This window comes from Mesorhizobium sp. f-mel (assembly GCF_053850215.1).
The window spans coordinates 1-25,105 of record NZ_JBSPTO010000041.1 but is presented as its reverse complement, the minus strand read 5'-3'; the positions used below and the strand labels follow the sequence as shown (position 1 = coordinate 25,105).

Annotated in this window: 29 protein-coding genes; 20 read left to right on the top strand and 9 right to left on the bottom strand. The window is 61.9% G+C overall.

What is annotated here, in order from left to right; genetic code table 11:
• The first annotated feature begins 168 nt into the window (after window positions 1-168).
• Window positions 169-381 (top strand): cold-shock protein, encoded by a 213-nt coding sequence (locus ACWUKX_RS28910; RefSeq protein ID WP_006202521.1) that lies wholly within the window; start codon window positions 169-171, stop codon window positions 379-381.
• A 213-nt stretch (window positions 382-594) separates the two neighbouring features.
• A complete protein-coding gene (locus ACWUKX_RS28905; RefSeq protein WP_095519179.1) occupies window positions 595-1,011 on the top strand; it encodes a BA14K family protein in 417 nt (138 codons plus the stop codon).
• A 118-nt stretch (window positions 1,012-1,129) separates the two neighbouring features.
• Here ACWUKX_RS28905 and ACWUKX_RS28900 read toward each other — a convergent pair whose 3' ends face one another.
• From ACWUKX_RS28900 to ACWUKX_RS28890, 3 genes are all read right to left on the bottom strand, one after another.
• Window positions 1,130-1,771 carry an MBL fold metallo-hydrolase gene (locus ACWUKX_RS28900; RefSeq protein WP_456010082.1) on the bottom strand — a complete coding sequence of 214 codons (642 nt, stop codon included), beginning with the start codon at window positions 1,769-1,771 and terminating at the stop codon, window positions 1,130-1,132.
• 128 nt (window positions 1,772-1,899) lie between these two features.
• On the bottom strand, window positions 1,900-2,223 hold the full coding sequence (locus ACWUKX_RS28895) for a hypothetical protein (protein WP_065012051.1): 324 nt from the start codon (window positions 2,221-2,223) through the stop codon (window positions 1,900-1,902).
• 145 nt (window positions 2,224-2,368) lie between these two features.
• Window positions 2,369-3,262: a branched-chain amino acid aminotransferase gene (locus ACWUKX_RS28890; protein ID WP_029349987.1), complete on the bottom strand. Its 894-nt coding sequence runs from the start codon at window positions 3,260-3,262 to the stop codon at window positions 2,369-2,371.
• Between the two features lie 243 nt (window positions 3,263-3,505).
• On the opposite strand from ACWUKX_RS28890, the gene ACWUKX_RS28885 reads away from it, so the two are divergent.
• The 4 genes from ACWUKX_RS28885 (at window position 3,506) to ACWUKX_RS28870 (ending at window position 7,453) form a co-directional block, all read left to right on the top strand.
• Window positions 3,506-4,039 (top strand): MarR family winged helix-turn-helix transcriptional regulator, encoded by a 534-nt coding sequence (locus ACWUKX_RS28885; RefSeq protein WP_029349986.1) that lies wholly within the window; start codon window positions 3,506-3,508, stop codon window positions 4,037-4,039.
• Window positions 4,026-4,745 (top strand): response regulator, encoded by a 720-nt coding sequence (locus ACWUKX_RS28880; RefSeq protein WP_456010081.1) that lies wholly within the window; start codon window positions 4,026-4,028, stop codon window positions 4,743-4,745. Before ACWUKX_RS28885 ends, ACWUKX_RS28880 begins: the two co-directional genes overlap by 14 nt.
• Before the next feature lie 52 nt (window positions 4,746-4,797).
• On the top strand, window positions 4,798-6,210 hold the full coding sequence (locus tag ACWUKX_RS28875; protein WP_029349982.1) for an ATP-binding protein: 1,413 nt from the start codon (window positions 4,798-4,800) through the stop codon (window positions 6,208-6,210).
• A gap of 220 nt (window positions 6,211-6,430) precedes the next feature.
• The gene (locus tag ACWUKX_RS28870) at window positions 6,431-7,453 is read left to right on the top strand and encodes a glycosyltransferase family 4 protein (protein WP_456010079.1); all 1,023 of its coding nucleotides are present in this window, start codon (window positions 6,431-6,433) and stop codon (window positions 7,451-7,453) included.
• A 10-nt stretch (window positions 7,454-7,463) separates the two neighbouring features.
• Here the strand turns inward: ACWUKX_RS28870 and ACWUKX_RS28865 are convergent, their stop codons facing one another.
• The 3 genes from ACWUKX_RS28865 to ACWUKX_RS28855 form a co-directional block, all read right to left on the bottom strand.
• The gene (locus ACWUKX_RS28865; RefSeq protein ID WP_456010077.1) at window positions 7,464-7,823 is read right to left on the bottom strand and encodes a tRNA-binding protein; all 360 of its coding nucleotides are present in this window, start codon (window positions 7,821-7,823) and stop codon (window positions 7,464-7,466) included.
• A 17-nt stretch (window positions 7,824-7,840) separates the two neighbouring features.
• Window positions 7,841-8,341 (bottom strand): type III secretion system chaperone family protein, encoded by a 501-nt coding sequence (locus ACWUKX_RS28860; protein ID WP_006202532.1) that lies wholly within the window; start codon window positions 8,339-8,341, stop codon window positions 7,841-7,843.
• Between the two features lie 419 nt (window positions 8,342-8,760).
• Complete coding sequence (locus ACWUKX_RS28855) at window positions 8,761-9,063, bottom strand: accessory factor UbiK family protein (protein WP_065012050.1); 303 nt, start codon at window positions 9,061-9,063, stop codon at window positions 8,761-8,763.
• Window positions 9,064-9,193: 130 nt separating this feature from the next.
• Between ACWUKX_RS28855 and lgt the strand changes: the two genes are divergently transcribed.
• The 6 genes from lgt (at window position 9,194) to ACWUKX_RS28825 (ending at window position 14,993) form a co-directional block, all read left to right on the top strand.
• Entirely contained in the window at window positions 9,194-10,048 is an 855-nt protein-coding gene (gene lgt, locus ACWUKX_RS28850; RefSeq protein WP_456010075.1) for a prolipoprotein diacylglyceryl transferase, read from the top strand.
• Window positions 10,045-11,133 (top strand): class I SAM-dependent methyltransferase, encoded by a 1,089-nt coding sequence (locus ACWUKX_RS28845; RefSeq protein ID WP_456010073.1) that lies wholly within the window; start codon window positions 10,045-10,047, stop codon window positions 11,131-11,133. The genes lgt and ACWUKX_RS28845 overlap by 4 nt, the downstream gene beginning before the upstream one ends.
• A 149-nt stretch (window positions 11,134-11,282) precedes the next feature.
• Entirely contained in the window at window positions 11,283-12,077 is a 795-nt protein-coding gene (gene pgeF, locus ACWUKX_RS28840; protein WP_456010071.1) for a peptidoglycan editing factor PgeF, read from the top strand.
• Window positions 12,077-13,228, top strand: a complete 1,152-nt coding sequence (locus tag ACWUKX_RS28835; protein ID WP_456010069.1) for a M24 family metallopeptidase — start codon at window positions 12,077-12,079, stop codon at window positions 13,226-13,228. Before pgeF ends, ACWUKX_RS28835 begins: the two co-directional genes overlap by 1 nt.
• 54 nt (window positions 13,229-13,282) lie before the next feature.
• On the top strand, window positions 13,283-13,891 hold the full coding sequence (locus ACWUKX_RS28830) for a hypothetical protein (protein ID WP_456010068.1): 609 nt from the start codon (window positions 13,283-13,285) through the stop codon (window positions 13,889-13,891).
• Between the two features lie 166 nt (window positions 13,892-14,057).
• Entirely contained in the window at window positions 14,058-14,993 is a 936-nt protein-coding gene (locus ACWUKX_RS28825) for a ribose-phosphate pyrophosphokinase (RefSeq protein WP_065011960.1), read from the top strand.
• 132 nt (window positions 14,994-15,125) lie between these two features.
• Here the strand turns inward: ACWUKX_RS28825 and ACWUKX_RS28820 are convergent, their stop codons facing one another.
• A complete protein-coding gene (locus tag ACWUKX_RS28820) occupies window positions 15,126-15,992 on the bottom strand; it encodes an AraC family transcriptional regulator (RefSeq protein ID WP_065011959.1) in 867 nt (288 codons plus the stop codon).
• 130 nt (window positions 15,993-16,122) lie between these two features.
• On the opposite strand from ACWUKX_RS28820, the gene ACWUKX_RS28815 reads away from it, so the two are divergent.
• Entirely contained in the window at window positions 16,123-17,385 is a 1,263-nt protein-coding gene (locus ACWUKX_RS28815; RefSeq protein ID WP_456010066.1) for an MFS transporter, read from the top strand.
• A 283-nt stretch (window positions 17,386-17,668) separates the two neighbouring features.
• Here ACWUKX_RS28815 and ACWUKX_RS28810 read toward each other — a convergent pair whose 3' ends face one another.
• Together ACWUKX_RS28810 and ACWUKX_RS28805 are read right to left on the bottom strand one after the other, a co-directional pair.
• A complete protein-coding gene (locus ACWUKX_RS28810; protein WP_456010065.1) occupies window positions 17,669-18,109 on the bottom strand; it encodes a hypothetical protein in 441 nt (146 codons plus the stop codon).
• A 302-nt stretch (window positions 18,110-18,411) separates the two neighbouring features.
• A complete protein-coding gene (locus tag ACWUKX_RS28805) occupies window positions 18,412-19,089 on the bottom strand; it encodes an ArsR/SmtB family transcription factor (RefSeq protein WP_456010064.1) in 678 nt (225 codons plus the stop codon).
• Between the two features lie 111 nt (window positions 19,090-19,200).
• Between ACWUKX_RS28805 and ACWUKX_RS28800 the strand changes: the two genes are divergently transcribed.
• From ACWUKX_RS28800 to ACWUKX_RS28770, 7 genes are all read left to right on the top strand, one after another.
• Window positions 19,201-19,704, top strand: a complete 504-nt coding sequence (locus ACWUKX_RS28800) for a DUF2938 domain-containing protein (RefSeq protein WP_456010063.1) — start codon at window positions 19,201-19,203, stop codon at window positions 19,702-19,704.
• 303 nt (window positions 19,705-20,007) lie between these two features.
• Window positions 20,008-20,649 carry a 50S ribosomal protein L25/general stress protein Ctc gene (locus tag ACWUKX_RS28795; protein WP_456010061.1) on the top strand — a complete coding sequence of 214 codons (642 nt, stop codon included), beginning with the start codon at window positions 20,008-20,010 and terminating at the stop codon, window positions 20,647-20,649.
• Between the two features lie 187 nt (window positions 20,650-20,836).
• Complete coding sequence (gene pth, locus ACWUKX_RS28790) at window positions 20,837-21,562, top strand: aminoacyl-tRNA hydrolase (protein ID WP_456010060.1); 726 nt, start codon at window positions 20,837-20,839, stop codon at window positions 21,560-21,562.
• Window positions 21,563-21,658: 96 nt separating this feature from the next.
• Window positions 21,659-22,762 (top strand): redox-regulated ATPase YchF, encoded by a 1,104-nt coding sequence (ychF, locus tag ACWUKX_RS28785; RefSeq protein WP_456010059.1) that lies wholly within the window; start codon window positions 21,659-21,661, stop codon window positions 22,760-22,762.
• A 221-nt stretch (window positions 22,763-22,983) separates the two neighbouring features.
• Window positions 22,984-23,958 carry a magnesium/cobalt transporter CorA gene (gene corA, locus ACWUKX_RS28780; RefSeq protein ID WP_456010058.1) on the top strand — a complete coding sequence of 325 codons (975 nt, stop codon included), beginning with the start codon at window positions 22,984-22,986 and terminating at the stop codon, window positions 23,956-23,958.
• Window positions 23,959-24,080: 122 nt separating this feature from the next.
• Window positions 24,081-24,542 carry a MaoC family dehydratase gene (locus ACWUKX_RS28775; protein ID WP_127211201.1) on the top strand — a complete coding sequence of 154 codons (462 nt, stop codon included), beginning with the start codon at window positions 24,081-24,083 and terminating at the stop codon, window positions 24,540-24,542.
• Window positions 24,539-25,009, top strand: coding sequence for a MaoC family dehydratase (locus ACWUKX_RS28770; protein WP_455837935.1), 471 nt, complete (start codon window positions 24,539-24,541; stop codon window positions 25,007-25,009). The genes ACWUKX_RS28775 and ACWUKX_RS28770 overlap by 4 nt, the downstream gene beginning before the upstream one ends.
• The last annotated feature ends 96 nt before the right edge of the window (window positions 25,010-25,105 follow it).

The window sequence follows — 25,105 nt, the reverse complement described above, 5'->3', positions numbered from 1 at the left end:
CCCGAGTTTCGAAGGCGCGGCGGTTTTCGTCGCGCCTTTTTCGTGGCAGGGCGGCATGCCAATGCTCGCAAAACTTTCTCTTGCCGATAGCGCTAAAATAAAGGACAAATTTCCACTCGGGCATTTGCCGGCCCGAGACTGGACTTTATGGGATCAAAGGAGCTTCCCATGCCGCAGACCGGCACCGTCAAATTCTTCAATCATGCCAAAGGCTTCGGCTTCATCACGCCGGATGATGGCGCGAAGGATGTCTTCGTCCACATTTCGGCCGTGCAGGCGTCGGGTCTTCCCGGTCTTGAGGATGGGCAGAAGGTAACATTCGACACCGAGCCGGACAAGCGCGGCAAGGGTCCGAAAGCCGTCAACCTGTCGATCGGCTGAGCCGAGTTCGAGACAGCGTCGGACGGTCCCGTCGTGCAGGTCCGCTCCTTGTTGAGCGTACGATATTTGTGCCTTGCGCCATGCTTGATCGAATATCGACTGGTCCCATCCCGTCAATTTCGTTCAGCCCCCGTTCAGCCACGGTCGCCTATTAGCTTCGGTAAAGCCGGACCGCATCCCCCAAATTACCGGGCCGGCACGAAGGAGACCGACATGAACCGAATTTTCAAGACCACCATCCTGTCCGCCGCGATTGTTGCGACCACGCTCGCGACCTTGCCAGCGGCCAGCGCTGGTGACTGGCGTCACCGGCACCACCATCGTGGCAATGGCGATGCGATCGCGGCAGGCGTCCTTGGCCTCGCGGCCGGCGCCCTGATCGTTGGTGCGCTCAACAACCCGCAGCCCAGCTATTACGACCCCGGCTATGACGATTATGGTCGTTATCCACGGCCCGCCCCGGTGCGCCGCTACTACGCGGAACCGCGAGTCGTCTACAATGACGGCTATGCCGAGCCATGGACCCGTGGCTGGTATGAATATTGTTCGGATCGCTATCGCTCTTTCAACGCCCGCACCGGCACGTTCACCGGCTATGACGGCGAACAGCATTTCTGCACCGCGAACTGAGGCTTCCCTGCCCCCAAACAAACGCGCTGTCCGCCAGGCCAGCGCTTTTTGGTCGTAGGCATGCATAAAGGCAGGAGACCGATGCGCGTCGCGTGAGGCTCCTCAGCCGCAACGCGTTTTAAATCAGGAATGGATTGCTCCGGCGCTCCTCGCCGAAGCGGCCGCCGGGACCGTGGCCGCAGATGAAGCCGATGTCGTCGCCGAGCGGCAAAAGCTTGTCCTTGATCGAGGCGATCAGCGCGGCGTGGTCGCCGCCCGGCAGGTCGGTGCGCCCGACCGAGCCGCGAAACAACACGTCGCCGACATGAGCGAACTTAGCAGCACGATTGTAGTAGACGACATGGCCGGGCGCGTGGCCGGGGCAATGAAAGACTTCGAACGCGTGCTGGCCGAACGAGACGGTATCGCCTTCGCTGAGAAAGCGGTCGGGCACGCAATTGCGCACCGGATCGGTGATGCCGTAGTGTCTCGCCTGTTTCTCGAGATTGGCAAGCAACGGACGGTCGGCCTCATGCGGGCCGATGATCTCGACGCCGAGCGCCTCCTTCAGCTCCATGGCGCCGCCGGCATGGTCGATATGACCATGCGTGATCCAGATCGCGCCGGCGTTGATCGCATTGTCCTTGAGCACCGCCAGCACCTTCTCGATGTCGCCGCCCGGATCGACGACGACGCCTTGTCTGTCGTCCATGTCGAAGAGGATGGTGCAGTTTTGCTGGAAGGCCGTGACCGGCACGACGCCGGCGTTGAGCTGACCCATGATCGTCCTTTCGCTGTGTCGCCCCTGATGTAGATCCACACGCGAACGTCGTCCACCGCATCCGGCTGTCGCCACAACGCAAAAAAGAAATGGGCGGCCGAAGGCGCCCATGCAAAAGCCCGAAACCGCTAGGCTGACTTCTTCGTCGCATTCATGACCGCGCCGATGATGGCCGTCAGAATGGCGCCACCACCGGCACCGCCGAGGATGTTCTGCACATTCAGCGCGCTGCCCAATCCGCTCGTTGCCGCTGCGGCCGCAGCCGGATCGATCGTGCCACCGCCGAGCAGGCTGCCGAGGATGGCCGCACCGCCGACGCCGCCAAGGGCGCCGCCCAGGATTTTGGTAAGCTGCCCCACTGCCGCTGTCTTGAGCGCCGCGCCCACCGCCTGGCCACCGATGATACCCATAATCACCTGAACAATGATCGGAAGAAGCGTGTTCATGTCCATATTACCAGTCCCTCCATAGCTGCCAGCCTCCCGGGCCGACAGCATCATGAGACGCCGAATTGGACGAAAGTCAAATGCAGAAGTGCTTAAATAAAAGGGGCGGCCCGAAAACCGCCCCTACTTATAAAAAAAGCTGTGACTTTCGTTATTCTGCTGCGATTGCGTGCTTGGGTTGAACGGCTGCAGAATAGTCGTTCATCAGAGTCTTGGCAATTTCACCCACCTCGAATCGGTATGGACCGATCTCTGAAACGGGCGTCACCTCGGCCGCTGTTCCGGTGAGGAAGCACTGCTGAAAGCCTTCGAGCTCTTCCGGCATAATGGTGCGCTCGATCACCTCGAAGCCGCGATCCTTGGCAAGGCCAATCACAGTACGGCGGGTGATGCCGTCGAGGAAGCAATCGGGGGTGGGCGTGTGGATCTTGCCGTCCTTGACGAAGAAGATATTGGCGCCGGTCGCTTCCGCAACCTGGCCGCGCCAGTCGAGCATCATGGCGTCGGCATAGCCCTTGGCTTCGGCGGCATGCTTGGACATGGTGCAGATCATGTAGAGGCCGGCAGCCTTCGATTTCGACGGCGCGGTGCGCGGATCGGGGCGGCGCCATTCGGCCAGATCGAGACGGATGCCCTTCAGCTTCTGTGCCGGATCGAAATAGCTCGGCCACTGCCAGATGGCGATGGCGCAGTTGATCCGGCTGTTTTGCGCCGAAACGCCCATTTGTTCGCTGCCGCGCCAGGCGATCGGCCGGACATAGGCATCCTGGAAACCCTGCTTCTTCAACAGCGTGCGGCAGGCGTCGTCGATCTCGGCAACCGAATAGGGAATCTTGAAGCCGAGCAGGCGTGCCGATTCGTGCAGGCGCTCGCTGTGGTCGGTCAGCTTGAAAATCTCGCCGCCATAGGCGCGCTCGCCCTCGAACACCGCGCTGGCGTAGTGCAGGCCATGGGTCAGCACGTGGATCTTGGCGTCGGCCCATTTGACGAACTCGCCGTTCATCCAGATGAAGCCGTCCATTTGGTCAAAGGGAACGGATGCCATGGTAACCTCCCGCGGGCGGCCGCCCGCACATTATCGTTGCGCGTTTCTTGTCAGCCGCACCGGGCGGCCGGTATCTCGAAGCGTAGGCGGATATATAAGCTCTGGCAAACACAGGAAGTTCCGGAAAAACGGCCTTCCCTTGCCTTTTCGTTCGCAATCCGCCGAAAAGCTTGTCAAAAATTAGCATTGCCGGGAAATTACGTCAATAGTACTGACATAATTTCCCTTTCGCACGGAGAAAAGATGACAGATCGCAGCCACCCAGCCGGAAAACCGATCAGGACGGCGATCACCGACGAGGACGGCATCGACTTTGCCATCATCGAACTGTTCTTCTTCGCCTATCGCGATTTTACCTCCGATCCGGACCAGATCCTGTCCGACTATGGCTTCGGCCGGGCCCATCACCGGGTTCTGCATTTCGTCAATCGCAGGCCTGGCCTGACGGTCGCCGAACTCCTCGACGTGCTGAAGATCACCAAGCAGAGTCTGGCGCGCGTGCTCAAGCAGCTGATCGACACCGACCACATCGTCCAGCTGCAGGGCCCGCGCGACCGCCGCCAGCGCGAGCTCTATCCGACAGCCAAGGGCCGCGCTCTGGCACTGGCGCTGGCACGGCCACAGTCACGCCGCATCCATGCTGCATTGGAAGATGCCGGAGCCACCGAACGCACCTTGATCGAGCGCTTCCTGGAAGCAATGGTCAATCCGGAACTAAGAGCGCAGATCGACATTGTGCCCGCAAAAACGTCAGGGAAAAGCCATGGAGACCATTGAAAGGGTTGATCAACCGGCAGCACCGGACGACGACGCGCCGCATCTGCTGGTGATTGATGACGATACCCGTATCCGCAATCTTCTCAAACAATATCTGACCGAAAACGGCTTTCGCGTCACCGTTGCCGGAAATTCCGGCGAAGCGCGGCGCAAGCTCGCCGGCCTCGATTTCGATCTGCTCGTGCTCGATATCATGATGCCGGGCGAAACCGGTGTCGATCTGGCCAAGGCGCTGCGGGCAAGCAAGAACGTGCCGATCCTGATGCTTACCGCGCTCTCCGAGACCGACAGCCGGATTACCGGGCTCGAGGCCGGAGCCGACGACTATCTGCCGAAGCCTTTCGATCCCCGCGAATTGATCCTGCGCATCAACAACATCCTGCGCCGCGGCGGTCCGGCAACGACGCCCAAAGTCGAGCAACTGGTCTTCGGCCCTTACACGTTCCAGATCGCCAGGCGGGAGCTCAAGCGCGGCGGCGAGGCTCTGAAGCTGACCGACCGCGAGCAGGAGATCCTGGCGATCTTCGCGGCGCGGGCCGGCGAAACGATACCGCGTCATGAGCTTGTCGGCGACGAGTCCGATGTCGGCGAACGCACCATCGACGTCCAGATCAACAGGCTGCGCCGCAAGATTGAACGCGATCCGTCCAATCCGGTCTGGCTGCAGACCGTGCGCGGTATTGGGTATCGGCTCAGCGTGGAATAGACTGACGCCCACAGCCCCTTGTTGAGTGGCTGAAGATGAGCAAAAAGGGCGAATGGCGACCACGCAACTGGAACGGCCGGGAGATCGCGGCTTGAGCGCTCGCGCCACGCGGGCACTGAAGGCGGTGCCGCTCGCCTGGAAACGGTTCTGGCGCCTCGTTTCGCTTTACATGCCGAAGCGGCTCTATGCCCGCTCGCTGATCATCGTCATCGCACCGATGATCCTGCTGCAATCGGTCCTCGCCTTTGTCTTCATGGAACGCCACTGGCAGACCGTGACACAGCGCCTGTCGCAGGCCACGGTCCGCGACATTGCCGCAATCGTCGACCTGGTGGAAACCTATCCGAACGACGCCGACTACGCCAACATCATCCGCATCGCGCAGGATCGCATGCAGCTGAAGATCGACTTGCTTCCGCCCGATCCGCTGCCGGCGCCCGGTCCAAAGCCGTTCTTCTCGATCCTCGACGAAATTCTCTCGTCCGAGATCACCCATCAGATCAACCGTCCGTTCTGGATCGATACGGTCGGCAATTCCAATATCATCGAGGTCCGTGTCCAGCTCGAGGGCAAGGTGCTGCGCGCCTTCGTGCGCCGCAGCCAGGCCTATGCCTCGAACACGCACATTTTCCTGATCTGGATGGTCGGCACCTCGCTGGTGCTGCTGATGATCGCCATCCCTTTCCTGCGCAATCAGATCCGGCCGATCCTGACGCTGGCCGAGGCCGCCGAAAGTTTCGGCAAGGGCCGGCCGATGCCGCTCGATTTCCGTCCGCGCGGCGCCGAGGAGGTTCGCCGCGCCGGCTTTGCCTTCATCCAGATGCGCGAGCGTATCGAACGCCAGCTCGAACAGCGCACCGCCATGCTGACCGGCGTCAGTCATGATTTGAGAACCATCCTCACCCGCTTCAAGCTGCAGCTTGCGTTGACCGGGACCAAGGCCGACACCGAGGCGCTCGGCCAGGATATCGATGACATGCAGTCGATGCTGGAAGGCTATCTCGCGTTTGCCCGCGGCGAGGCGACGGAAGACGCCGGCCGTTTCAATCTTGAAGCCTATTTCGACAAGCTCGGCGAGGAGGCCACGCTGCGCAAACGCAAACTGTCGACCACGCTCGCCGGCGACCCAAATTTGCATGTGCGGCCCCACGCCTTTGCCCGGCTGTTGTCCAATGTCGTCGGCAACGCCTTCCGTTACGCCAAGACGGTGGAGATCAACGCCAACCACGGCCGCGGCTCGCTGCTCGTCACCATCGACGACGACGGTCCGGGCATTCCGCCAGAAAAGCGCGAGGACGTGTTCAAGCCTTTCGTGCGGCTTGACGAGGCCCGCAATCTCGATGCCAGCGGTACCGGCCTTGGCCTTGCCATCGCACGCGACATTGCCCGTAGCCATGGCGGCGACATCATGCTGGACAAGAGCCCGCTCGGCGGCTTGCGCGCCGTCATCAAGGTTCCGGCCTGATTAGAGCGACGTGCGTCCAATTGGACGCACAAAGTACGCTCTGATACTTTTGAACCTACGCATCGTGCTTTCCTGTGGTTGTAGACGGCCATCGGCTATGCCTTCATCGGGGCGTCATGAAACCATGCTGAAGAGCGCGCATGAAGCGCGTGATCCTGATTGATTCGGCCTTGCGGCCTCGCATCAAGGAAACCGACGACCTTTCAAGCAAAGGGCTGCTATGCGCATCCTGATGGTCACCGACGCCTGGCGCCCGCAAGTCAACGGCGTCGTCCACACGCTGGAACGGCTTTCGGAAACCCTCAAATCCTTCGACGTCGAGACGGACTTCCTGACCCCGAACATATTTCGCACCTTGCCCCTGCCGACCTACCCGGATATCCGGCTGGCGCTGACGAGGCCAGGCCACGTCGCGCGCCTGATCGAAGCGCGCAACGCCGATCATATCCATATCGTCACCGAAGGCCCGCTCGGGATCATGGCGCGGCGCTATTGCCGCAAGGCCGGCCGGCCGTTCACGACAAGCTATCACACGCGCTTTCCGGAATATCTGAGCGCGCGGCTGCCAATACCGGAAGCCTGGACCTATCGCTGGCTTCGCGATTTCCACAATTCCGGACAAGGCACACTGGTCGCCACACAATCGCTGGCGGACGATCTGGCGGCGCGCGGCTTCACCAAGCTCAGGCCATGGACGCGCGGCGTCGACACCGACCATTTCCGCCCGGACAAGCAGAAGGATCTGGGGCTCAAGCGACCGATCTTCCTCTGTGTCGGCCGCGTTGCGATCGAAAAGAACCTGGCCGCTTTCCTCGACCTGGATTTGCCCGGCAGCAAGGTAATCGTCGGCGAGGGACCGGAGTTGGCCGGGCTCAAGGCCAGATACCCCGATGCCCATTTCCTTGGCCACCGCCCGAACGACGAACTGGCCGAAATCTACGCCTCGGCCGATGTCTTCGTCTTTCCCAGCCGCACCGACACGTTCGGCAATGTCATCATCGAGGCGCTGGCCAGCGGCACGCCGGTCGCAGCCTATCCGGTGACCGGACCGATCGACATTGTCGGCGACGGCGTTGGCGGAGCGGTGTCGAACGATTTGCGTGAAGCCGCGCTCGCCGCGCTCCACGTCGACCGCGCCGAGGCGCGCCAACGGGCAATGCGCTATAGTTGGAAGGCCTGCGCGGAAATGTTCCTGGAGACGGTTGAAGAGGCGCTGGGCACCACGCGAAAACTAGCCGCCTGAGAAGGCCTTGCTAGAACAGTCGGCCACCGTCAGGCACCCTGCGTTCGATTGCGCCGAGGACGACAGCACCCTCCTCGTCGGGAAAGCCAAGCGTCAGCACTTCCGATATGAAGGGTCCGATCTGCCGCGGCGGAAAATTGACCACCGCGAACACCTGCCGGCCGATCAGCGTCTCGGGCGCATAATATTTGGTGATCTGCGCCGACGATTTCTTCACCCCGATCGCCGGGCCGAAATCGATCTTCAGCTTGATCGCCGGCTTGCGCGCCTGGGGGAACGGCTCGGCCTCGACGATCGTGCCGGCGCGGATATCGACCCGGTCGAAATCGGCGAAGCTGATCTCGGGCTTGCGCTGGCTGCTCGAACTCATTGAGGGTCAGGTCTGGCTCAGGCGTTTCCGTAGGTCTCGAACAGGACGCCGGCGAGCGCATCCTTGGCCGAGGTTCCCGACCAGACGACGAACTGGAACGCCTGGAAATAGCATTCGCAGGCTTCCAGAGCCGACGACAACAGCACCTCGACCTGCTGACTCGACGGCTCGACCCCGCCTGCGAGCAGCAGTGACTGGCGGAACATGATCGCGCCTTCCTGTTCCCAGAGGTCGAAATGGCCGAACAGCATCTGCTCGTTGATCAGCGAAAGCAGCCGCATCACTTCGAGCGCGCGCGCCTCCGGCACCTTGATGTCGAAAGCGCAAGCCAGATGCAGCGCCTCGAAATCCTCCATCCAGGAGAATGAGACGTGGTAGTCGGTCCAGCTTCCGGCAACCGAAATCGAAATCTCGTCGTCGCCGGCCCGCTCGAAGGACCAGTCGTTGTTGTGGGCCACCTGCTCGATAACATCAACGGGATGGATTTCGCGCGAGAATTCGAGTTCGAGAAGTTCCATGAATGCTTCCTGTCGTTCCTTCGCATCGGCCCGAAAATCGGTTCGATTTTCGAAAAGCACGACGCGAACGTTCAAAGTTCTAGAGCGTACTTTGTGCGTCCAAGTGGACGCACGTCGCTCTAGTGAGCGCCACACGCTCCGCGGGGGCACACACAACGAACAATCTTGTCTAGAACTCGGACGGCCGGGACTTCGTCAACGCAAAGAGCCCAGACCGGACCCCACCGCCCGGCGCATGACCCTGCTCCGAATCATGCAACAAATTCAGTCTATTGATCGGGAGTCGCGTGACCAGCCCAATTTTTCGCACTGCGTCATTCGCATGTGGAAAGCCGCTGTCACAAAGATTCACGCAATGCCGGTAAGCGATTCACGACAAAGCGCTTTTTGCGATTGTGCTTTGTGGAAAAGTTTAACGATTATTTTTTTGATCTGGGCTTTGCCGCAGCCGCAGGTGCGGCCTGTCCGGTCAGTTCGGCGAGCTTCGCCTCGAGCGCCTCGATGCGCGCAGCGAGACGGGTGTTTTCCTCCCTGGCCTTCGCCGCCATATCGCGGGCGGCCTCGAATTCTTCGCGCTGCACCAGGTCCATTGAGTTGAGAACGCGCTCGGCCTGCCCCTTGAAGGCGGTTTCCACTTCGCGGCGCACGCCTTGCGCGGCACCCGCAGCGTCGGTCATCAGCTTGGCGAATTCATCGAGAATGCGATTCGGTCCGGTCGACATGGCAAATCCTCGCTTGCTCGATTTGACGTAGTGGCGCGCGACGCGGAATGCAAGCATCCACGTCGCCTTGACCCCGCCAAAACCCTGCCGCATGGTCGCGCCCGAACATGATCGCAACCGGGAGATCCTGTTGAGCGAATATTTTATGCTGCCGTTGGCCGCCCTGCCCTTTCCCAATATCGACCCGGTCATCGTCAAGATCGGGCCGCTGGCGGTGCATTGGTATGGCGTCGGCTACATCGTCGGCATTCTCTTTGCCTGGTGGTATGCCAAGCGGCTCGTCACCAATGCAAGGCTCTGGCCCGGCGGCACCGGGCCCATGAAGCCCGATGATCTCGACGACTTCATCGTGTGGGCGGCCATCGGCGTGGTGCTTGGCGGGCGTGTCGGCTACGTGCTGTTCTACGACCTGCCACGTTACATCGCCCATCCGCTCGATATCCTTGCCGTCTGGCAGGGCGGCATGTCGTTCCACGGCGGGCTGCTCGGCGTCATTCTCGCCATGACGCTGTTTTCCTGGTCGCGCGGTATCCGCACATGGTCGCTGTTCGACGTGGTGGCGGCCGGCGTGCCGGTCGGCCTTGGCCTCGTCCGCATGGCGAATTTCATCAACTCCGAACTCTGGGGCAGGCCGACCGACGCGCCATGGGCCGTCGAATTCCCCAATGGCGGGCCATTTGCGCGCCATCCGAGCCAGATCTACGAGGCGCTGCTCGAAGGCCTGGTGCTGTTTCTGGTCCTGCGCTTCCTCACCCATTCGCGGCTCAAGCTGAAGACACCGCGCTTCGTCGGCGGCGCCTTCATCGCCGGCTACGGTCTCTCACGCATTTTCGTCGAATTCTTCCGCGAGCCCGATCAGCAGCTCGGCTACCTCCTCGGCACTGGCTGGCTGACGATGGGCATGGTGCTGTCGCTGCCGATGCTGCTGGCCGGCATCTGGGCGATGGCGACGGCAAAGCCGGTTACACAGCCACAGCCGGTATGACCCGACTGAAAGCCCGCATCGTCGAGCTGATCGGTGCGGCGGGGCCGATCCCCGTCAACCAGTATATGGCACTTTGCCTGTTCGATCCGCGGGACGGCTACTATACAACGCGCGAGCCGTTCGGAGCTGCCGGCGACTTCGTCACCGCGCCGGAAATCAGCCAGATGTTCGGCGAGCTGGTCGCTGTCTGGCTCTACGAAGCCTGGCTGGCGAACGGCCGGCCAATGCCGGTCACCATCGCCGAGATCGGCCCCGGCCGCGGCACATTGATGAAGGACATGCTGCGCACGCTTTCGCGGCTCGATCCGGCGCTGACCGCCGGCGCATCGTTCGCCATGATCGAAACCAGCCTGAGGCTTGCAGATGTCCAGAAGCAAACGCTTGCCGCCACGCCTACCGCGATCGGCTGGCACGAAAGCATCGAGACGCTGCCACAGACCCCGCTTTTCATCGTCGGCAATGAATTGTTCGATGCGGTGCCGATCCGCCAGTTCGTCCGTGCCGGAACAGGCTGGCGCGAACGGATGATCGGCCTCGATGACGCTGACGAATTGCACTTCTTCGCCGGCGCCGGCTCGGTCGATCCGACGCTGTTGCCGGACGATGCCGAAAACGCGCCACAGGGCGCGATCGTCGAGGTCGCGCCGGCCCGAGCCGCGCTGATGGCGACCATCGCTGAGCGATTGGCCCGGCTCGGTGGCGCCGGCCTGTTCCTCGACTATGGTTATTTCCGGCCAGGGATCGGCGACACGTTGCAGGCCTTGCGCAAGCACGATCACGAAGATGTGCTGGCCAATCCGGGAGAAGCCGATCTCACCGCCCATGTCGATTTCGCCGCCCTTGCCGCGATTGTGCGGGCGCATGGCCTCGTTGCCCATCTCTCCACGCAAGGCGAATTCCTGGTGGAAATGGGCCTTCTCGAACGCGCCGGCCAGCTCGGCGCCAATGCCGATGAGGCTGCTCGCGAAAAGATTGCAGGCGAGGTCGAACGCCTCGCCGGTCCGCAAGCCATGGGCGACCTGTTCAAGGTGCTTGCCGTCCTGCCTGCCGGCATCGCCGTTCCGCCCTTTGCAACGGCGGATTGACTTTTCGCTGCCGCCTCTCCCACTCTCCCAATTTCCGACTGTCGCCCGTTTTGGACGTCGCCGATCTTTGGACTGTAGCCCATCTTGGAATGTCGCCGATTTTTGGACTGTCGCTTGACGAAATCGCCCACACGGACAACAACGCCGCCATGCTGAATCAGACCAAACCGGATCCCGTTCGGTCGCCCTTGCTGGAAAAGGCGCGGGCGCAAGGCATTCGCCACGGCTATTTCACCCGCCTCGGCGGCGTCTCCAGCGGCATCTATCGGGGCCTCAACATCGGCACCGGCTCGAGCGACGACCAAACGCGGGTAGCCGAGAACCGCCGCCGCGTCGCCGACTGGATGGGCGTGCCGGCGAGCCATCTCTTGACCGCCCACCAAATCCATTCGCCCGACGTCGTCATCGTCAGGGAGCCTTTTCCCGGCGTGCGGCCGAAGGCCGACGCCGTCGTCACCGACCGGCCAGGCATTGCAGTCGGCGCCTCGACCGCCGATTGCGGACCGGTGCTGTTCGCCGATGCCGAGGCGCGTATCATCGGCGCAGCCCATGCCGGCTGGAAGGGCGCCTTTTCGGGCGTGCTGGAAAACACCATTGCCGCGATGGAGGGCCTCGGCGCCCGGCGCGAGCGCATCGTTGCGGTTCTCGGTCCGTCCATCGGCCCCAAAAACTACGAGGTAGGACCGGAATTCGTCGCCCGCTTCGTCGAGGCCGATGCCAACAACATCGGCTATTTCGCGCCGTCCGCGAAGTCGGGACATGCAATGTTCGACCTCCACCTCTATACGGTCGATCGGCTGACTCGAGCCGGCGTCACCGCCGATGGGCTCGGCCGCTGCACATACGCCGAGGAGGATCTGTTCTATTCCTACCGGCGCAGCACCCATCGCAAGGAGCCGGATTACGGGCGGCAGATTTCGGCAATCGTTTTGGAGACTGAATAATGGCGCTGCATTTCGAACGGTCGGAATTTGACGCGCGGCGCGATCGGCTGATGATCGAGATCGCCGAGAAGAAGCTCGATGCCGTCCTGCTGTTTGCGCAGGAGAGCATGTACTGGCTGACCGGCTACGATACGTTCGGCTTCTGCTTCTTTCAGTGCCTGGTGGTGAAGGCAGACGGTTCGATGATCCTGCTCACGCGCTCGGCCGATCTGCGCCAGGCGCGCCACACCTCGATTATCGACAACATCGTGCTGTGGACCGATCGCGACGGCGCCAATCCGGCGATCGACCTGCGCAATTTGCTCAACGATCTCGACCTGCTCGGCGCCCGCATCGGAGTCGAATACGACACCCACGGCCTGACCGCCTACAATGGCCGGCGCCTGGACGAGCAATTGCAGACCTTTGGCCAGATCGCCGACGCGTCCGGCATCGTCAGCCGGCTGCGCCTGTTCAAGAGCCCGGCCGAGATCGCCAAGGTGGAAAAGGCCGCAAATCTCGCCGACGACGCGCTGGATGCGGCCCTGCCGCTGATCAAGCAGGGTGGCGACGAAGCCCTGATCCTTGCTGCCATGCAGGGCGCGATCTTTGCCGGCGGCGGCGATTATCCGGCGAACGAGTTCATCATCGGCTCTGGCGTGGACGCGCTGCTTTGCCGTTACAAGGCCGGCCGTCGCAAGCTGAGCAAGAACGACCAGTTGACGCTCGAATGGGCCGGCGTCTTCCACCACTACCATGCTGCGATGATGCGCACGGTGCTGACCGGCAAAGTGTCGAAACGTCACCAGGAGCTGTTCGATGCCGCGCGCGCCGCACTTCTGGCCGTCGAAAAGGTGATGACGCCCGGAAATACCTTCGGAGACGTGTTCGACGCGCATGCCCGCACGCTCGAGGCGCACAACTTGACCAAACACCGGCTCAACGCCTGCGGCTATTCGCTCGGCGCCCGCTTCACCCCATCATGGATGGACATGCCGATGTTCTATCAGGGCAATCCCGAACCCATCGCGCCAAACATGACGCTGTTCGCCCACATGATCATAATGGACTCCGAAACCGAGACGGCAATGACGCTCGGCCGTACGTATCTGACGACCGAATCGCAGCCGAAACCGCTGTCCCGCCATGATCTCGACTTGATTGTGCAATGAATCCATAATGGTAAGAATGCAAGGGGCGTTCATCGCCAGGGAGTTTTGAGGCAAATGAGGCGATCGCATGTGACGACCGTGTCATTGCTCGCGGCGCTGACGCTGGCCGCCTGCACCAACGCGAAGGACGTTCTCGAACCCTCCGCCATCGCCTCGCAGTCGACACAGGCCGTACCAACGACCGGAACCGGCACGGCTGCAACGCCCACCACACCTGCAACGACCGCCCATCCTTCCGCAACGGCACAGCCTTCCGCCCCCTCGCAGCCCGCAAAGAGCGCCGCCGTCATCGCACGAACCCGCCTGCAGGTAGCGCCGATCGTCGGCGCCTCGGTGGAAGCGGCGACACCGCTGACCGCGGAGCTTCAGACGCGAGCCAAGCAGCGCGGCATCACCTTGGCCGGTAGCGCCGGCCAGACCCCTACGCACGTGCTGAAGGGCTATTTCTCGACGATGTCGGAAGGCAAGGACACCACCGTCATCTATGTCTGGGACGTCTATGACCCGGCAGGCAACCGGCTGCATCGCATCAACGGCCAGCAGAAGGCGCCCTCGGCCAATGGTGGCGAAGGCTGGGCTGCGGTGATGCCGGAGACCATGCAGGCGATCGCCGACCAGACGATTGACCAGTTTGCCACATGGCTTGGCGGCCAAGCGGGGTGACTGGCGGGCTGATATGTTGCCGGCTTCCCTCGTCGTAGACGCTTATTGAGATTAGCCTGCGGATTCCGCTCACGACGCTTGCAATACCGGCACGGGCCGCTAAAAGCCCCGACTAAGGGGCTCAAGAGAGTCTGCCAGAGTCTCCATACTTCACCAGGAACGGTGCATGAAGCTTTTCGCGGGCAATTCCAACAGGGTGCTGGCCGAAGCGGTCGCCCGCTATCTCAACATCCCGCTGGGCAAAGCCAGCGTCAGGCGCTTCGCCGATCAGGAAATCTTCGTCGAGATCCAGGAGAATGTGCGCGGCGAGGATGTCTTCATCCTGCAGTCCACCTCGTTCCCGACCAACGATCACCTGATGGAACTGCTCATCATGATCGATGCCTTTATGCGCTCGTCGGCCAAGCGCATCACGGCGGTCATTCCCTATTTCGGCTATGCCAGGCAAGATCGCCGCGCCTCGGGCCGCACGCCGATCTCGGCCAAGCTGGTCGCCAACATGATCACGCGGGCGGGCGTCGATCGCGTCTTGACGCTGGATCTCCACGCCGGCCAGATCCAGGGCTTCTTCGATATCCCGACCGACAACCTGTTCTCGGTGCCGGTCATGGCCCGCGACGTGAAGGCGAAATATAAGCAGCTTGCCAATGTCATGGTTGTGTCGCCGGATGTCGGTGGCGTGGTCCGCGCCCGCGCGCTGGCCAAACGCATCGATGCTCAACTCGCCATCGTCGACAAGCGTCGCGAGCGCCCCGGTGAATCGGAAGTCATGAACGTCATCGGCGACGTGCGCGGCAAGGATTGCCTGCTGATCGACGACATCATCGATTCGGGCGGCACCTTGTGCAATGCGGCCGATGCACTGCTTGCCGGCGGCGCCACCAGCGTCACTGCCTACACCACCCATGGCGTTTTGTCGGGCGGCGCCATCGCGCGCATCGGCGCCTCGAAGCTGCAGGAACTGGTCATTACCGATTCCATCCAGCCGACCCAGGCGGTGCTCGACGCCAGCAACATCCGCGTCATCTCTATCGCCGACCTGATGGGTGAGGCGATCTCGCGCACGGCGACCGAGGAATCGGTATCGAGCCTGTTCGACTGAAATCTGCCAGCGCTACAGCGCCGCGCGTCCAGTGGACGCGCAAAGGACGCTGTAGCATTTTGATTTTGCGCATGGTCCCCAGCGAAATCGGTTCCGATTTCGCTGAAGCGAACCGAAGGTTCGGGTCATGCGTTACCCGTTCGACACCCTGATATTGTCCCTTGACCCTCGCATATAGCCCCGCGGCGATGCTCCCAGCATACGCTTGAACATGGTGATGAAGGCCGGCACGCTGTCATAGCCGAGGTCGAACGCCACCCTTGTGATCGGCTCGCCATCGGCCAGCCTCGGCAAGGCCGCGAACAGGCAGGCCTGCTGGCGCCATGTCGACAGCGACAATCCGGTCTGGCGATGAAAGGCGCGGGTGAAGGAACGGCGGCTCATGCCGACGATATCGGCCCATTCGTCGATTGTCGCGTGCGGCGAGGGTGCTGCGACGAAGCGCCGGCACAGTGCCGCAAGCTTTGGATCTGAAGGAAAAGGCAGGCCGAGCGGCCGTTCCGGCAGGTTCGGGATTTCATGCAGCAGGAGGCTCATGATCAGCCCGCCGCGCCCTTCCAGCTCGGCGCCCTGCGGCAGCTTTTCCGATTCCACGATCAGGCTGTGCATCAGATCTGTAATGCCGACGACGCGCAGCCCATGCGGCAGCCCCGCAATGGCGTCCGGCATCACATAGACCGAGCGCATGCTGACGTCGCCAAGCATCTCGACGGAATGCTCGGTGCCCGCGGGAATCCACATGGCATGATCGGGAGGCACCATCCAGCGGCCATGCCGCGTCGTCACCAGCACGACGCCGACAAGCGCATGCAGCAACTGACTGCGACTGTGACGGTGCTGCGGCACGTGGTAGCCGTCGGGATATTCGGTCGGCAGGGCCACCGCTGGCCCGACGGCCTGCTCCAGCCACTGCCAGCGGCGCTCATGCAACTGCCCGAGGTCGGCAAGCTGGCCGAGATCGGTGTCGCCCACTTTGAAGATTTCATTGCCACGCGGCATTGAGTAATGGCCCACTCGCGAAACTATTGGACCAAACCACGAAAGAAGTCGCCCGGCAAGTGACTTATAAGGCAACCCGGCTATGAGGCTGCCTGCGCGAGCGCCCGCCAAAAAGACCACGGAGCATGCCTTGACCGATACGACAGCCACCACCGCCGCCACGCCTGCGACGGCCAGCCACACTTCGGCGCAAGCGACGGCCTTTAGCGTCATTCTTGCGGTGAGCTTCTGCCATTGTGTCAACGACATCATGCAGTCGCTGCTCTCGGCCATCTATCCGCTGCTGAAAGACAATTACGGTCTCGATTTCTGGCAGATCGGCCTTTTGACGTTCACCTTCCAGGTGACGGCCTCATTGCTGCAGCCGCTGATCGGCATGGTCACCGACAAGCGGCCGATGCCCTATTCGCTGCCCTACGGCATGGCGTCCTCGCTGATCGGCCTGATCGTGCTGGCCTATGCCGGACACTATTGGCTGCTGCTGATCGGCGCGTCGCTGATCGGCATCGGCTCGGCGATCTTCCACCCGGAATCCTCGCGCATCGCCCGCTTCGCCTCGGGCGGCAGGTTCGGCCTGGCGCAATCTCTGTTCCAGGTCGGCGGCAACTTCGGCCAGGCCATCGGGCCGCTGCTGGCTGCCTTCATCGTCGTGCCTTTCGGCCAGACCAGCATAGCGTGGTTTGCCGTCGGATCGCTGATCGGTATCATCGTGCTGTGGCGGGTCGGCGGCTGGTACAGCCGCCTGCGCGCTTCGCTCGCCAACCACAAAGCGGCCGGCTTCGTCTCGCCCTTCCCGCGCCGCAGGGTGATGGGCGCGCTGGCGGTGCTGACCTTGCTGGTGCTGACCAAGAACGCCTACGTTGCCAGCCTCGCCAGCTACTACACCTTCTACGCCATCGATAAATTCGGCGTTTCGGTGCAGATGTCGCAGGTCATGCTGTTCCTGTTCCTCGGCGCCTCGGCGCTGGGCATCCTGCTCGGCGGCCCGTTCGGCGACCGCTACGGACAGAAGGCGATGATCTGGTTCTCGATCGTCGGCGTGCTGCCTTTTACGCTGGCTCTGCCCTACGCCAATTTCGAATGGACGATGATCCTGACCGTGCTGATCGGCCTGATCCTGTCCTCGGCATTCTCGAACATCGTCGTCTTCGCCCAGGAACTGGTGCCGGGCCGCGTCGGCATGATAGCCGGCATCTTCTTCGGCTTCGCCTTCGGCATGGGCGGCATCGCCGCTGCCGTGCTCGGCGTTGTCGCCGACATGAAAGGCATCGACTTCGTCTTTCAGATCTGCTCCTACCTGCCCCTGCTCGGACTGCTGACGGTTTTTTTGCCGAACATGAAGGAAGCTAGGAAGCTGAAAGCCAGCGCTGCGACCAGTGATAGGTCGGGTTGAACATCGGCTTTGACCTGAAGCCGGCGTCATATCTTCCACGACGCGAACGGCAGATCTGCGCCTCATTGTCGCCGTTTAGGGCAGTGGTTGACGATCCCGGAAGAAGCTGACATCCGTGTTGACGTGCGCGGCCAGCCTTTCAAAATGTCGTCGTCTGGTGGTTTGCGGGCGGTTTCTGTACCCAAGGGCCAACAAAACTGCCCGTGCCACCGCCGCCCGGCCGTTCCTTAACTGCGCTTTGCTGGGACCACCAGCCGCGTCAATGGAGCCGCCATTTCGGCGTTTACTTCACCGTGATGCTCATACCGCTGAGATCTGCGTTGACTTGCAGGCCTACCTGCTTGCCTGAGAGTTCGAGTTGGGCGCCCTTGTCATTGGTCATGACGATCACCTGGGCCCCTTTGCCGAGCGCGCCGCCACCGCCTGCTGCACCGTACACCCCCGTCACATCTCGGGCGCGGCGAATGTGGCGCACGGTACCTCGGAAATAGGTCTTAGAGGCCCCGAAGGCGAGGCCGCCCGAGATGCCGCCGACCGAGATGGGATATCGGCGACCATGGAAGGTCAGTGTGCCCTCGCCTCCGGCGCCACCGATGAAGAAGGCCGCCTTGTAGACGGTGAAGCGGATCGTACCACTGTCGGCATGCGCGGCGCTGGCAAAGCTAACTCCCGCGACGGCGATGACGGCAACCGCGACTGAACGAAATCTGGACGAAATCTTCATGATGAGAACTCCTTAAGATTGCCGCTTCCGCAGCCTGCCGGGCACGTCAGCGTCGGATCAAAATCATAGCTGAACAGTCTCGCCCGTCATTAGTTCCAAGCACGCGGCCTGAATCCGGCTGGAGAAGACAGGTGGTATATCCACGGAATTGACCGAACCAGGTTCTAGGTTAACGAGCACCAGCCGCGCAGAACGTGCGCCTCGCCCGCTTGCTGGTCGACGTGTTTCCGGAGATCGTTCAGGTCCTTCGGCCGCCAGTCCTGAGCTTGAATGTACAGCAGCCGGTACGCCAGTTGCGGTCGTCAGCCGCTCTCGTAGTTCATGCCGTCGACATCAAGGCTTGAGGTCAGCCACTCGGGAAAACCACCTTCGAACCGGCGTGAGGCCCAGCCTCGCGCCCTCAAAATTGCCAGCGCGTCGGCGGAGAGAACGCACTGGACACCACGGCAATAGGCGACGACGACCTTCTCTCGTGGAAGCTCCGCAAGTCGTTCCTCCAGCTCACCCACGGGAATGTTGATCGCACCCGGCAAATGCCCCGCCGCGTATTCCTCCTGCGGCCGGACGTCGAGCAGTACGATTTCGTCGTCCCGCATGCGGCGCACGAGCTCCTCGCGCGAGATGTTCTCCAGCCTGTCCGGCCGGCTCATGGTGTCATTGATAAGTTCGCGGATTTGCTCGCGCCTATGGTTCGCAAGGCTTCGCAGGGCCGCGAGCACGTTTTCGATCGGGCCATCGGCCAAACGATAGAGCACGCGTTTCCCGTCTCGCCGGGTCTGCACCAAGCCGGCCCGCTTGAGGTGTTGAAGATGCTGCGACGTGTTGGCCAATGCGATCCCGGAAAGCTGCGTCAGCTGCTCCACGGCGAGTTCGCCGTCGGCAATGTGGCGGAGAAGAACCAGCCGATGTGGATGTCCCAGCGTGCGGGCGAGATCCGCTATTTCGTCAAAGATCGGATGATGGACACCTGCGTTTTTCATATCGCAGACCTACCATGAATCTATCAATCAATCAATGCATTGAACGAGAGGTTTAAGTCGGCTAGTGTCTGACGCCCAAGACAGCAGCATGGACAGGACAGGAGCATAGAAATGAACGAGCAGTTGGAGTTCGTTGTCCGCGCAGCCGCGATCGGAGCGGGCGCGACGGCGGTGATGGATCTTTGGGGACTGTTTCTGAAGCGCGCGTTCGCGATTCCGCCGCTTGATTATGCCTGGGTCGGCCGCTGGATCGGGCATTTTCCGCGAGGCCGTTTCGCGCATGCAGATATCGCGCAGGCTCCCCGAATTCCAGGCGAAACGCCGATTGGATGGGTAGCGCATTACGCGATCGGCATCGTCTTTGCTGCATTGCTGATGGGAGTATGGGGCATCGACTGGGCACGATATCCGACATTGCTTCCCGCCCTTCTTGTCGGCATGTCTACTGTCGTCGCCCCATTCTTCCTAATGCAGCCAGCTTTTGGAGCCGGAATTGCAGCCTCGAAAACTCCCAACCCACACACTGCGCGTCGGCGCGGCCTCATGACTCATCTGTCCTTCGGGGTCGGGCTGTATGTCGCTGCGTTGCTTTCGGCACTCCTGTTTCCGGTCTGACACTGATTGGATGCGGTCGGCTTTCAAGCGCGATCCAAATGTCTGAAAGTGAGGCGCAAAGCCGAAGTTCGAAGTAAGACACTGCCCACTCGCCTTTGGCTTGCACCTCGTCCCACCTTCCGCTATAGAGCCGCCACCCGCGTAGACACCCTTGGAGGCAACGCGGCGGAAGGCTGTCCGGCCTCACGTGATCCCAAAATAGATTTTGGACCAGATCATGTAAGGCCATGACGGCTTTCGACGTTTACGGCCCAGGCATCTCGCCGGCCGCGAACGCTCCAGAACAACGCGAAAGGAAATGCCATGAGCGATACTTACGAGCTCAAGGCCGAAGCGCGCGAACAGGTCGGTAAGGGGTCCGCCCGTGCAGTTCGCCGCAACGGTAAAGTGCCTGCAGTAATCTACGGTGACAAGCAGCCTCCCCTGGCGATTGCGCTGACCTACAAGGACATCTACTACAAGATCCATGGCGGCGGGTTCCTGACCACGATCGCCACGATCGATGTCGATGGCAAGAAGATCCAGGTCCTGCCCAAGGACTACCAGCTCGACCCGGTCAGGGATTTTCCGGTCCATGTCGACTTCCTGCGCATCGGCAAGGACACCGAAGTCAATGTCGACGTGCCGGTCCACTTCATCAACGAGGACAAGTCGCCCGGCATCAAGCGCGGCGGCGTGCTCAACATCGTGCGTCACGAGGTCGAGTTCCACTGCCCGGCCAATTCGATCCCGGAGTTCATCACCGTCGATCTCACCGGCACCGATATCGGCGATTCGATCCACATCTCGGCAATCAAGCTGCCGGCCGGCGTCAAGCCGGTGGTCTCCGACCGCGACTTCACTGTCGCGACCATTGCCGGCTCCTCGGCGATGAAGCCGGAGGCGGCAGAAGAGACGGCCGAAGCGGCGGAACCTGAAGAGGCTCCAGCCGACGAAGAGAAGTAATCCCTTCCCGCCTAGTGTGGCGAATCCGAAATTCGCATCACTTTGGAGCAGCGCACCGGGCGAATTTCGGATTCTAAGGCCACACTGGCAACCATGAAGTTCTAGTGTGGTTTTTGGATTTGAAGTTCCTGAACGCTGATGCCGTCAAAGTGGCAGGAACTTCAAATCCACCACACTAGAGGTGACGATGCTGCTGTTTGCAGGCCTCGGCAATCCGGGCGCGAAATACGCCAACAACCGGCACAATATCGGCTTCATGGCGGCGGACGCAATCGCCCGCCGCCATTCCTTTTCGCCCTGGTCGAAAAAGTTCCAGGGCTTGATCGCCGAAGGCACGCTTGCCGGCGAAAAAATCATCCTGATCAAGCCGCAGACCTTCATGAATCTGTCCGGCCAGTCGGTCGGCGAAGCCCTGCGCTTTTACAAGCTCGACGTCTCGGCGCTGACCGTCTTTTATGACGAGATCGACCTTGCCGCCGGCAAGGTGCGGGTCAAGGTCGGCGGCGGTTCCGGTGGCCACAACGGTATCCGCTCGCTCGACCAGCATGTCGGCAAGGATTTCCGCCGCGTGCGCATTGGCGTCGGCCACCCCGGCGTCAAGGAAATGGTGCATGGCCATGTGCTTGGCGATTTCGCCAAAAGCGACCGCGAGTGGCTGGACGTGCTGCTCGACACCATCGCCGACGCTGCCGGACTGCTTGCCAAGGGCGACGACAATTCCTTCATGAATCGCGTGACGCTGGCCCTGCGCGACAAGCTCATGCCGACGGGCGACGACGACCGCCCGCCACCCAAGGCGCCGAAAGCACAAAGCCACGTTCGCCAGGCGCGGCCGCAGCAGCCGGCGGCCAAGCTGCCCGAAACCGGCCCGATGGCCGCCATGCTGAAGAAGCTGTTTGGCGGCAAGGGTTGAGCCTGGCCACGGATCGGGCTGCAGGGCTTGACGTTCGTCACCCCTTTCGCCCATAGCCCTCATCAAATTTCGATTTCCCGATAGGACCGGATAAAAATGGGTTTCAAATGCGGCATCGTTGGCTTGCCCAACGTCGGCAAGTCGACGCTTTTCAACGCGCTGACCAGGACGGCGGCGGCGCAGGCCGCCAACTATCCGTTCTGCACCATCGAACCGAACACCGGCGAGGTGGCGGTGCCCGACCCGCGCCTGCAGAAGATCGCGGCGATCGGCAAGTCGAAGGAGATCATCCCGACCCGCATCTCCTTCGTCGACATCGCCGGCCTGGTGCGCGGCGCCTCGAAGGGCGAAGGGCTGGGCAACCAGTTCCTGGCCAATATCCGCGAGGTTGACGCCATCGTCCACGTGCTGCGCTGCTTCGAGGATGGCGACATCACCCATGTCGAGGGCCGCATCGATCCCGTTGCCGACGCCGAGACCGTCGAGACCGAGCTGATGCTCGCCGACCTCGACAGCCTCGAGCGCCGCATCGTGCAGTTCCGCAAGCGCGCTTCCGGCAAGGACAAGGAGGCGCTGACCGTGCTGCCGATGATGGAAGCCGCTCTCGAACTCCTGCAGGCCGGCAAGCCCGCCCGCATCCTGCTCAAAGGTATCTCCGCGGAGGATCTGCGCATCCTGCAGGGGCTGAACCTTTTGACCTCGCACCCTGTGCTCTATGTCTGCAATGTCGCCGAGGCCGACGCCGCCACCGGCAACGCGCATACCAAGGCGGTCGAACAGATGGCTGCCGCGCAAGGCGCCCGCACCGTGGTGATTTCCGCGGCGATCGAAGCCGAGGTCGCGCAGCTCAGCGACGAAGAGGAAATGGAATTCCTCGCGACGCTGGGCCTCGATGAGCCTGGCCTGAACAAGGTGATCCGCGCCGGCTATGAGCTGCTACAGCTCATCACCTATTTCACCGTCGGCCCAAAGGAGACACGCGCCTGGACCGTGCACAAGGGCGCCAAGGCGCCACAGGCGGCAGGCGTCATCCATACCGATTTCGAGCGCGGCTTCATCCGCGCCCAGACCATCGCCTACAACGACTTCGTCACGCTGGGCGGCGAAGTGGCGGCCAAGGAAGCTGGCAAGGCGCGCGACGAAGGCAAGGAGTATGTCGTCCAGGACGGCGACATCATGCTGTTCAAGTTCAACACCTGAGCTGACCGACGGCACGCCGGAAGCCATCACGGCCGCCGCTGCGATCACAGCCCTGTGCACGCCGCACGGGCCGTTTCCGCGCGGCTTGACTGCCTGCAATGCCCGGTCTAAGGGGCGTCTGCACCGGCCCGTGCCTTCGTCGAAAGCGCCTGTCCCGTGCAATCCGAAACGACGCGCCCGCTCGAACCCATCCTTTTGGCCTTAGCAAGGGAGACCCGGTGATGATCAAGGCATTCGTCGTGGACAATGATCGCCTGCGCCTCGCCGACGATCTCTTGGCAAACAGCGACAAGGTCGTCTGGGCCGATCTTCTGAACCCGACAAAGGAAGAGGAAGCGGCCATCGAGGCCTGGCTCGGTGTTGCCATTCCGACGCGCGAGGAGATGGAGGAGATCGAGATTTCCAGCCGCCTTTACGTCGAGGACGGCGCCTATTTCATGACCGCCATTCTGCCGGCCCAGACCGAGGCCGACGATCCCCTGATGTCGCCGGTCACCTTCGTGCTGGCCGGCAACAGGCTGATCACCGTGCGCTATCACGAACCGAAGGCCTTCAAGACGTTTCCGCTGCGCGCCGAGAAGGTGGCGACCGGCTGCACCAGCGGCGACACCATCCTGATCGGCCTGCTGGAGGCGATCGTAGACCGCCTCGCCGACATTCTGGAGCGCGCCGGCCGCGACATCGAGACGATCTCGCGCGACATATTCGAGGCACGCTCGACCAAGGTTTCCAAGCGCAACCGCGACTTCCAGGAATTGCTCAAGGCGATCGGCCGCAAGGAGGACATCGCCTCCTCGATCCGCGACAGCCTGATTTCACTGCAGCGGCTCGCCGGTTTTCTCGCCCACGCCTCAACCCAGACCAAGATGAGCAAGGACATCCGCGCGCGCATCAAGACCTTGTCGCGCGATGTGCTGTCGCTCGCCGACCACGCCACCTTCCTGTCGCAGAAGATCAACTTCCTGCTCGACGCGACGCTCGGCATGATCTCGATCGAGCAGAACGCCATCATCAAGATCTTCTCCGTCGCCGCAGTCATCTTCCTGCCGCCGACGCTGGTCGCTTCGATCTACGGCATGAATTTCGACATCATGCCCGAGCTCAAATGGCACCTCGGCTATCCCTTCGCCATCGGCTTGATGATCGTGTCGGCGATCCTGCCTTTCTGGTATTTCCGCCGCCGCGGCTGGTTGTAGCTTCTATTCCGTTGGGCGCGATGGCCTGGCGCACCAGAAATTACTTGACCAAATTGCGCCCTGCCTGCATCCGGGAACCCCGATCCGTGGCGATCGTACAAACTTGAACCGGATTCCAGACCATGACCGGAAAGACCTGGGCCTATGAGGATTTCGTCGAGGGCGCCTCGCTCGACCTCGGGACGAAGCTGGTGAGTGCGGCCGAGATCATCGAATTCGCGCAAGAGTTCGATGCGCAGCCGATGCATCTCGACGAGGCGGCGGGCAAGGCCAGCATCCTTGGCGGGCTGTCGGCCTCCGGCTGGCATACTTGCGCGATGTTCATGCGCATGCTGTGCGACGCCTTCCTGCTGGACTCGACCTCGCAAGGCGCCCCCGGCGTCGACCAGGTCCGGTGGAAGAAGCCGGTGCTGGCCGGCGACATCTTGCGCGGCAACACCACCGTCCTTGCCAAGCGCCTGTCCAGGTCCAAGCCCCAGCTCGGCCTCGTCACCCTGCGCAGCGAGCTTTTCAACCAGCGTGGCGAAGGCGTCTTCGAACTCGAGAACACCGTCATGTTCCTGACGCGAGGGGCCAGCGCGTGAGCCTCGACGAGTTCTTCTGCATCGGCGTCACCGTCACGCTTGGGTCGCATACATTCGAACCCGAGGCGATCAAGGCGTTCGCCAGGAAATACGATCCGCAGATATTCCACCTCGACGAAGAGGCGGCGAAGAAGAGCGTATTCGGCGGCCTGTGCGCGTCGGGCTGGCACACAGCTGCAACCTGGATGAAATTGAACCTCGAGGCCGGCGTGGAGGCGGGGGGCGCCCGCTGGGTCGGCGCAGGACCCGCACCCGAATTCGGCCCCTCGCCCGGTTTCAAGAACCTCAAATGGCTGAAGCCCGTCTATGCCGGAGAAACCGTGACCTTCACCCGCACAGCGCTTGCCCATCGCCCCATCATGTCACGGCCGGGCTGGCGGCTGCTCACGCTTCGCTCGGAGGCCTTCGATTCGACCGGCGACAAGGTCATCGAGTTCGAAAGCGCCGTGCTGGTGAAGATGGGGTGAACAGATTTCTTCCCTTTTTCCTTCTCCCCTTGTGAGGCCTTTGCACAGAATCTGATTGGTGATTCTGTAGTGTTGGTCACTACGGGAGATTCGCGG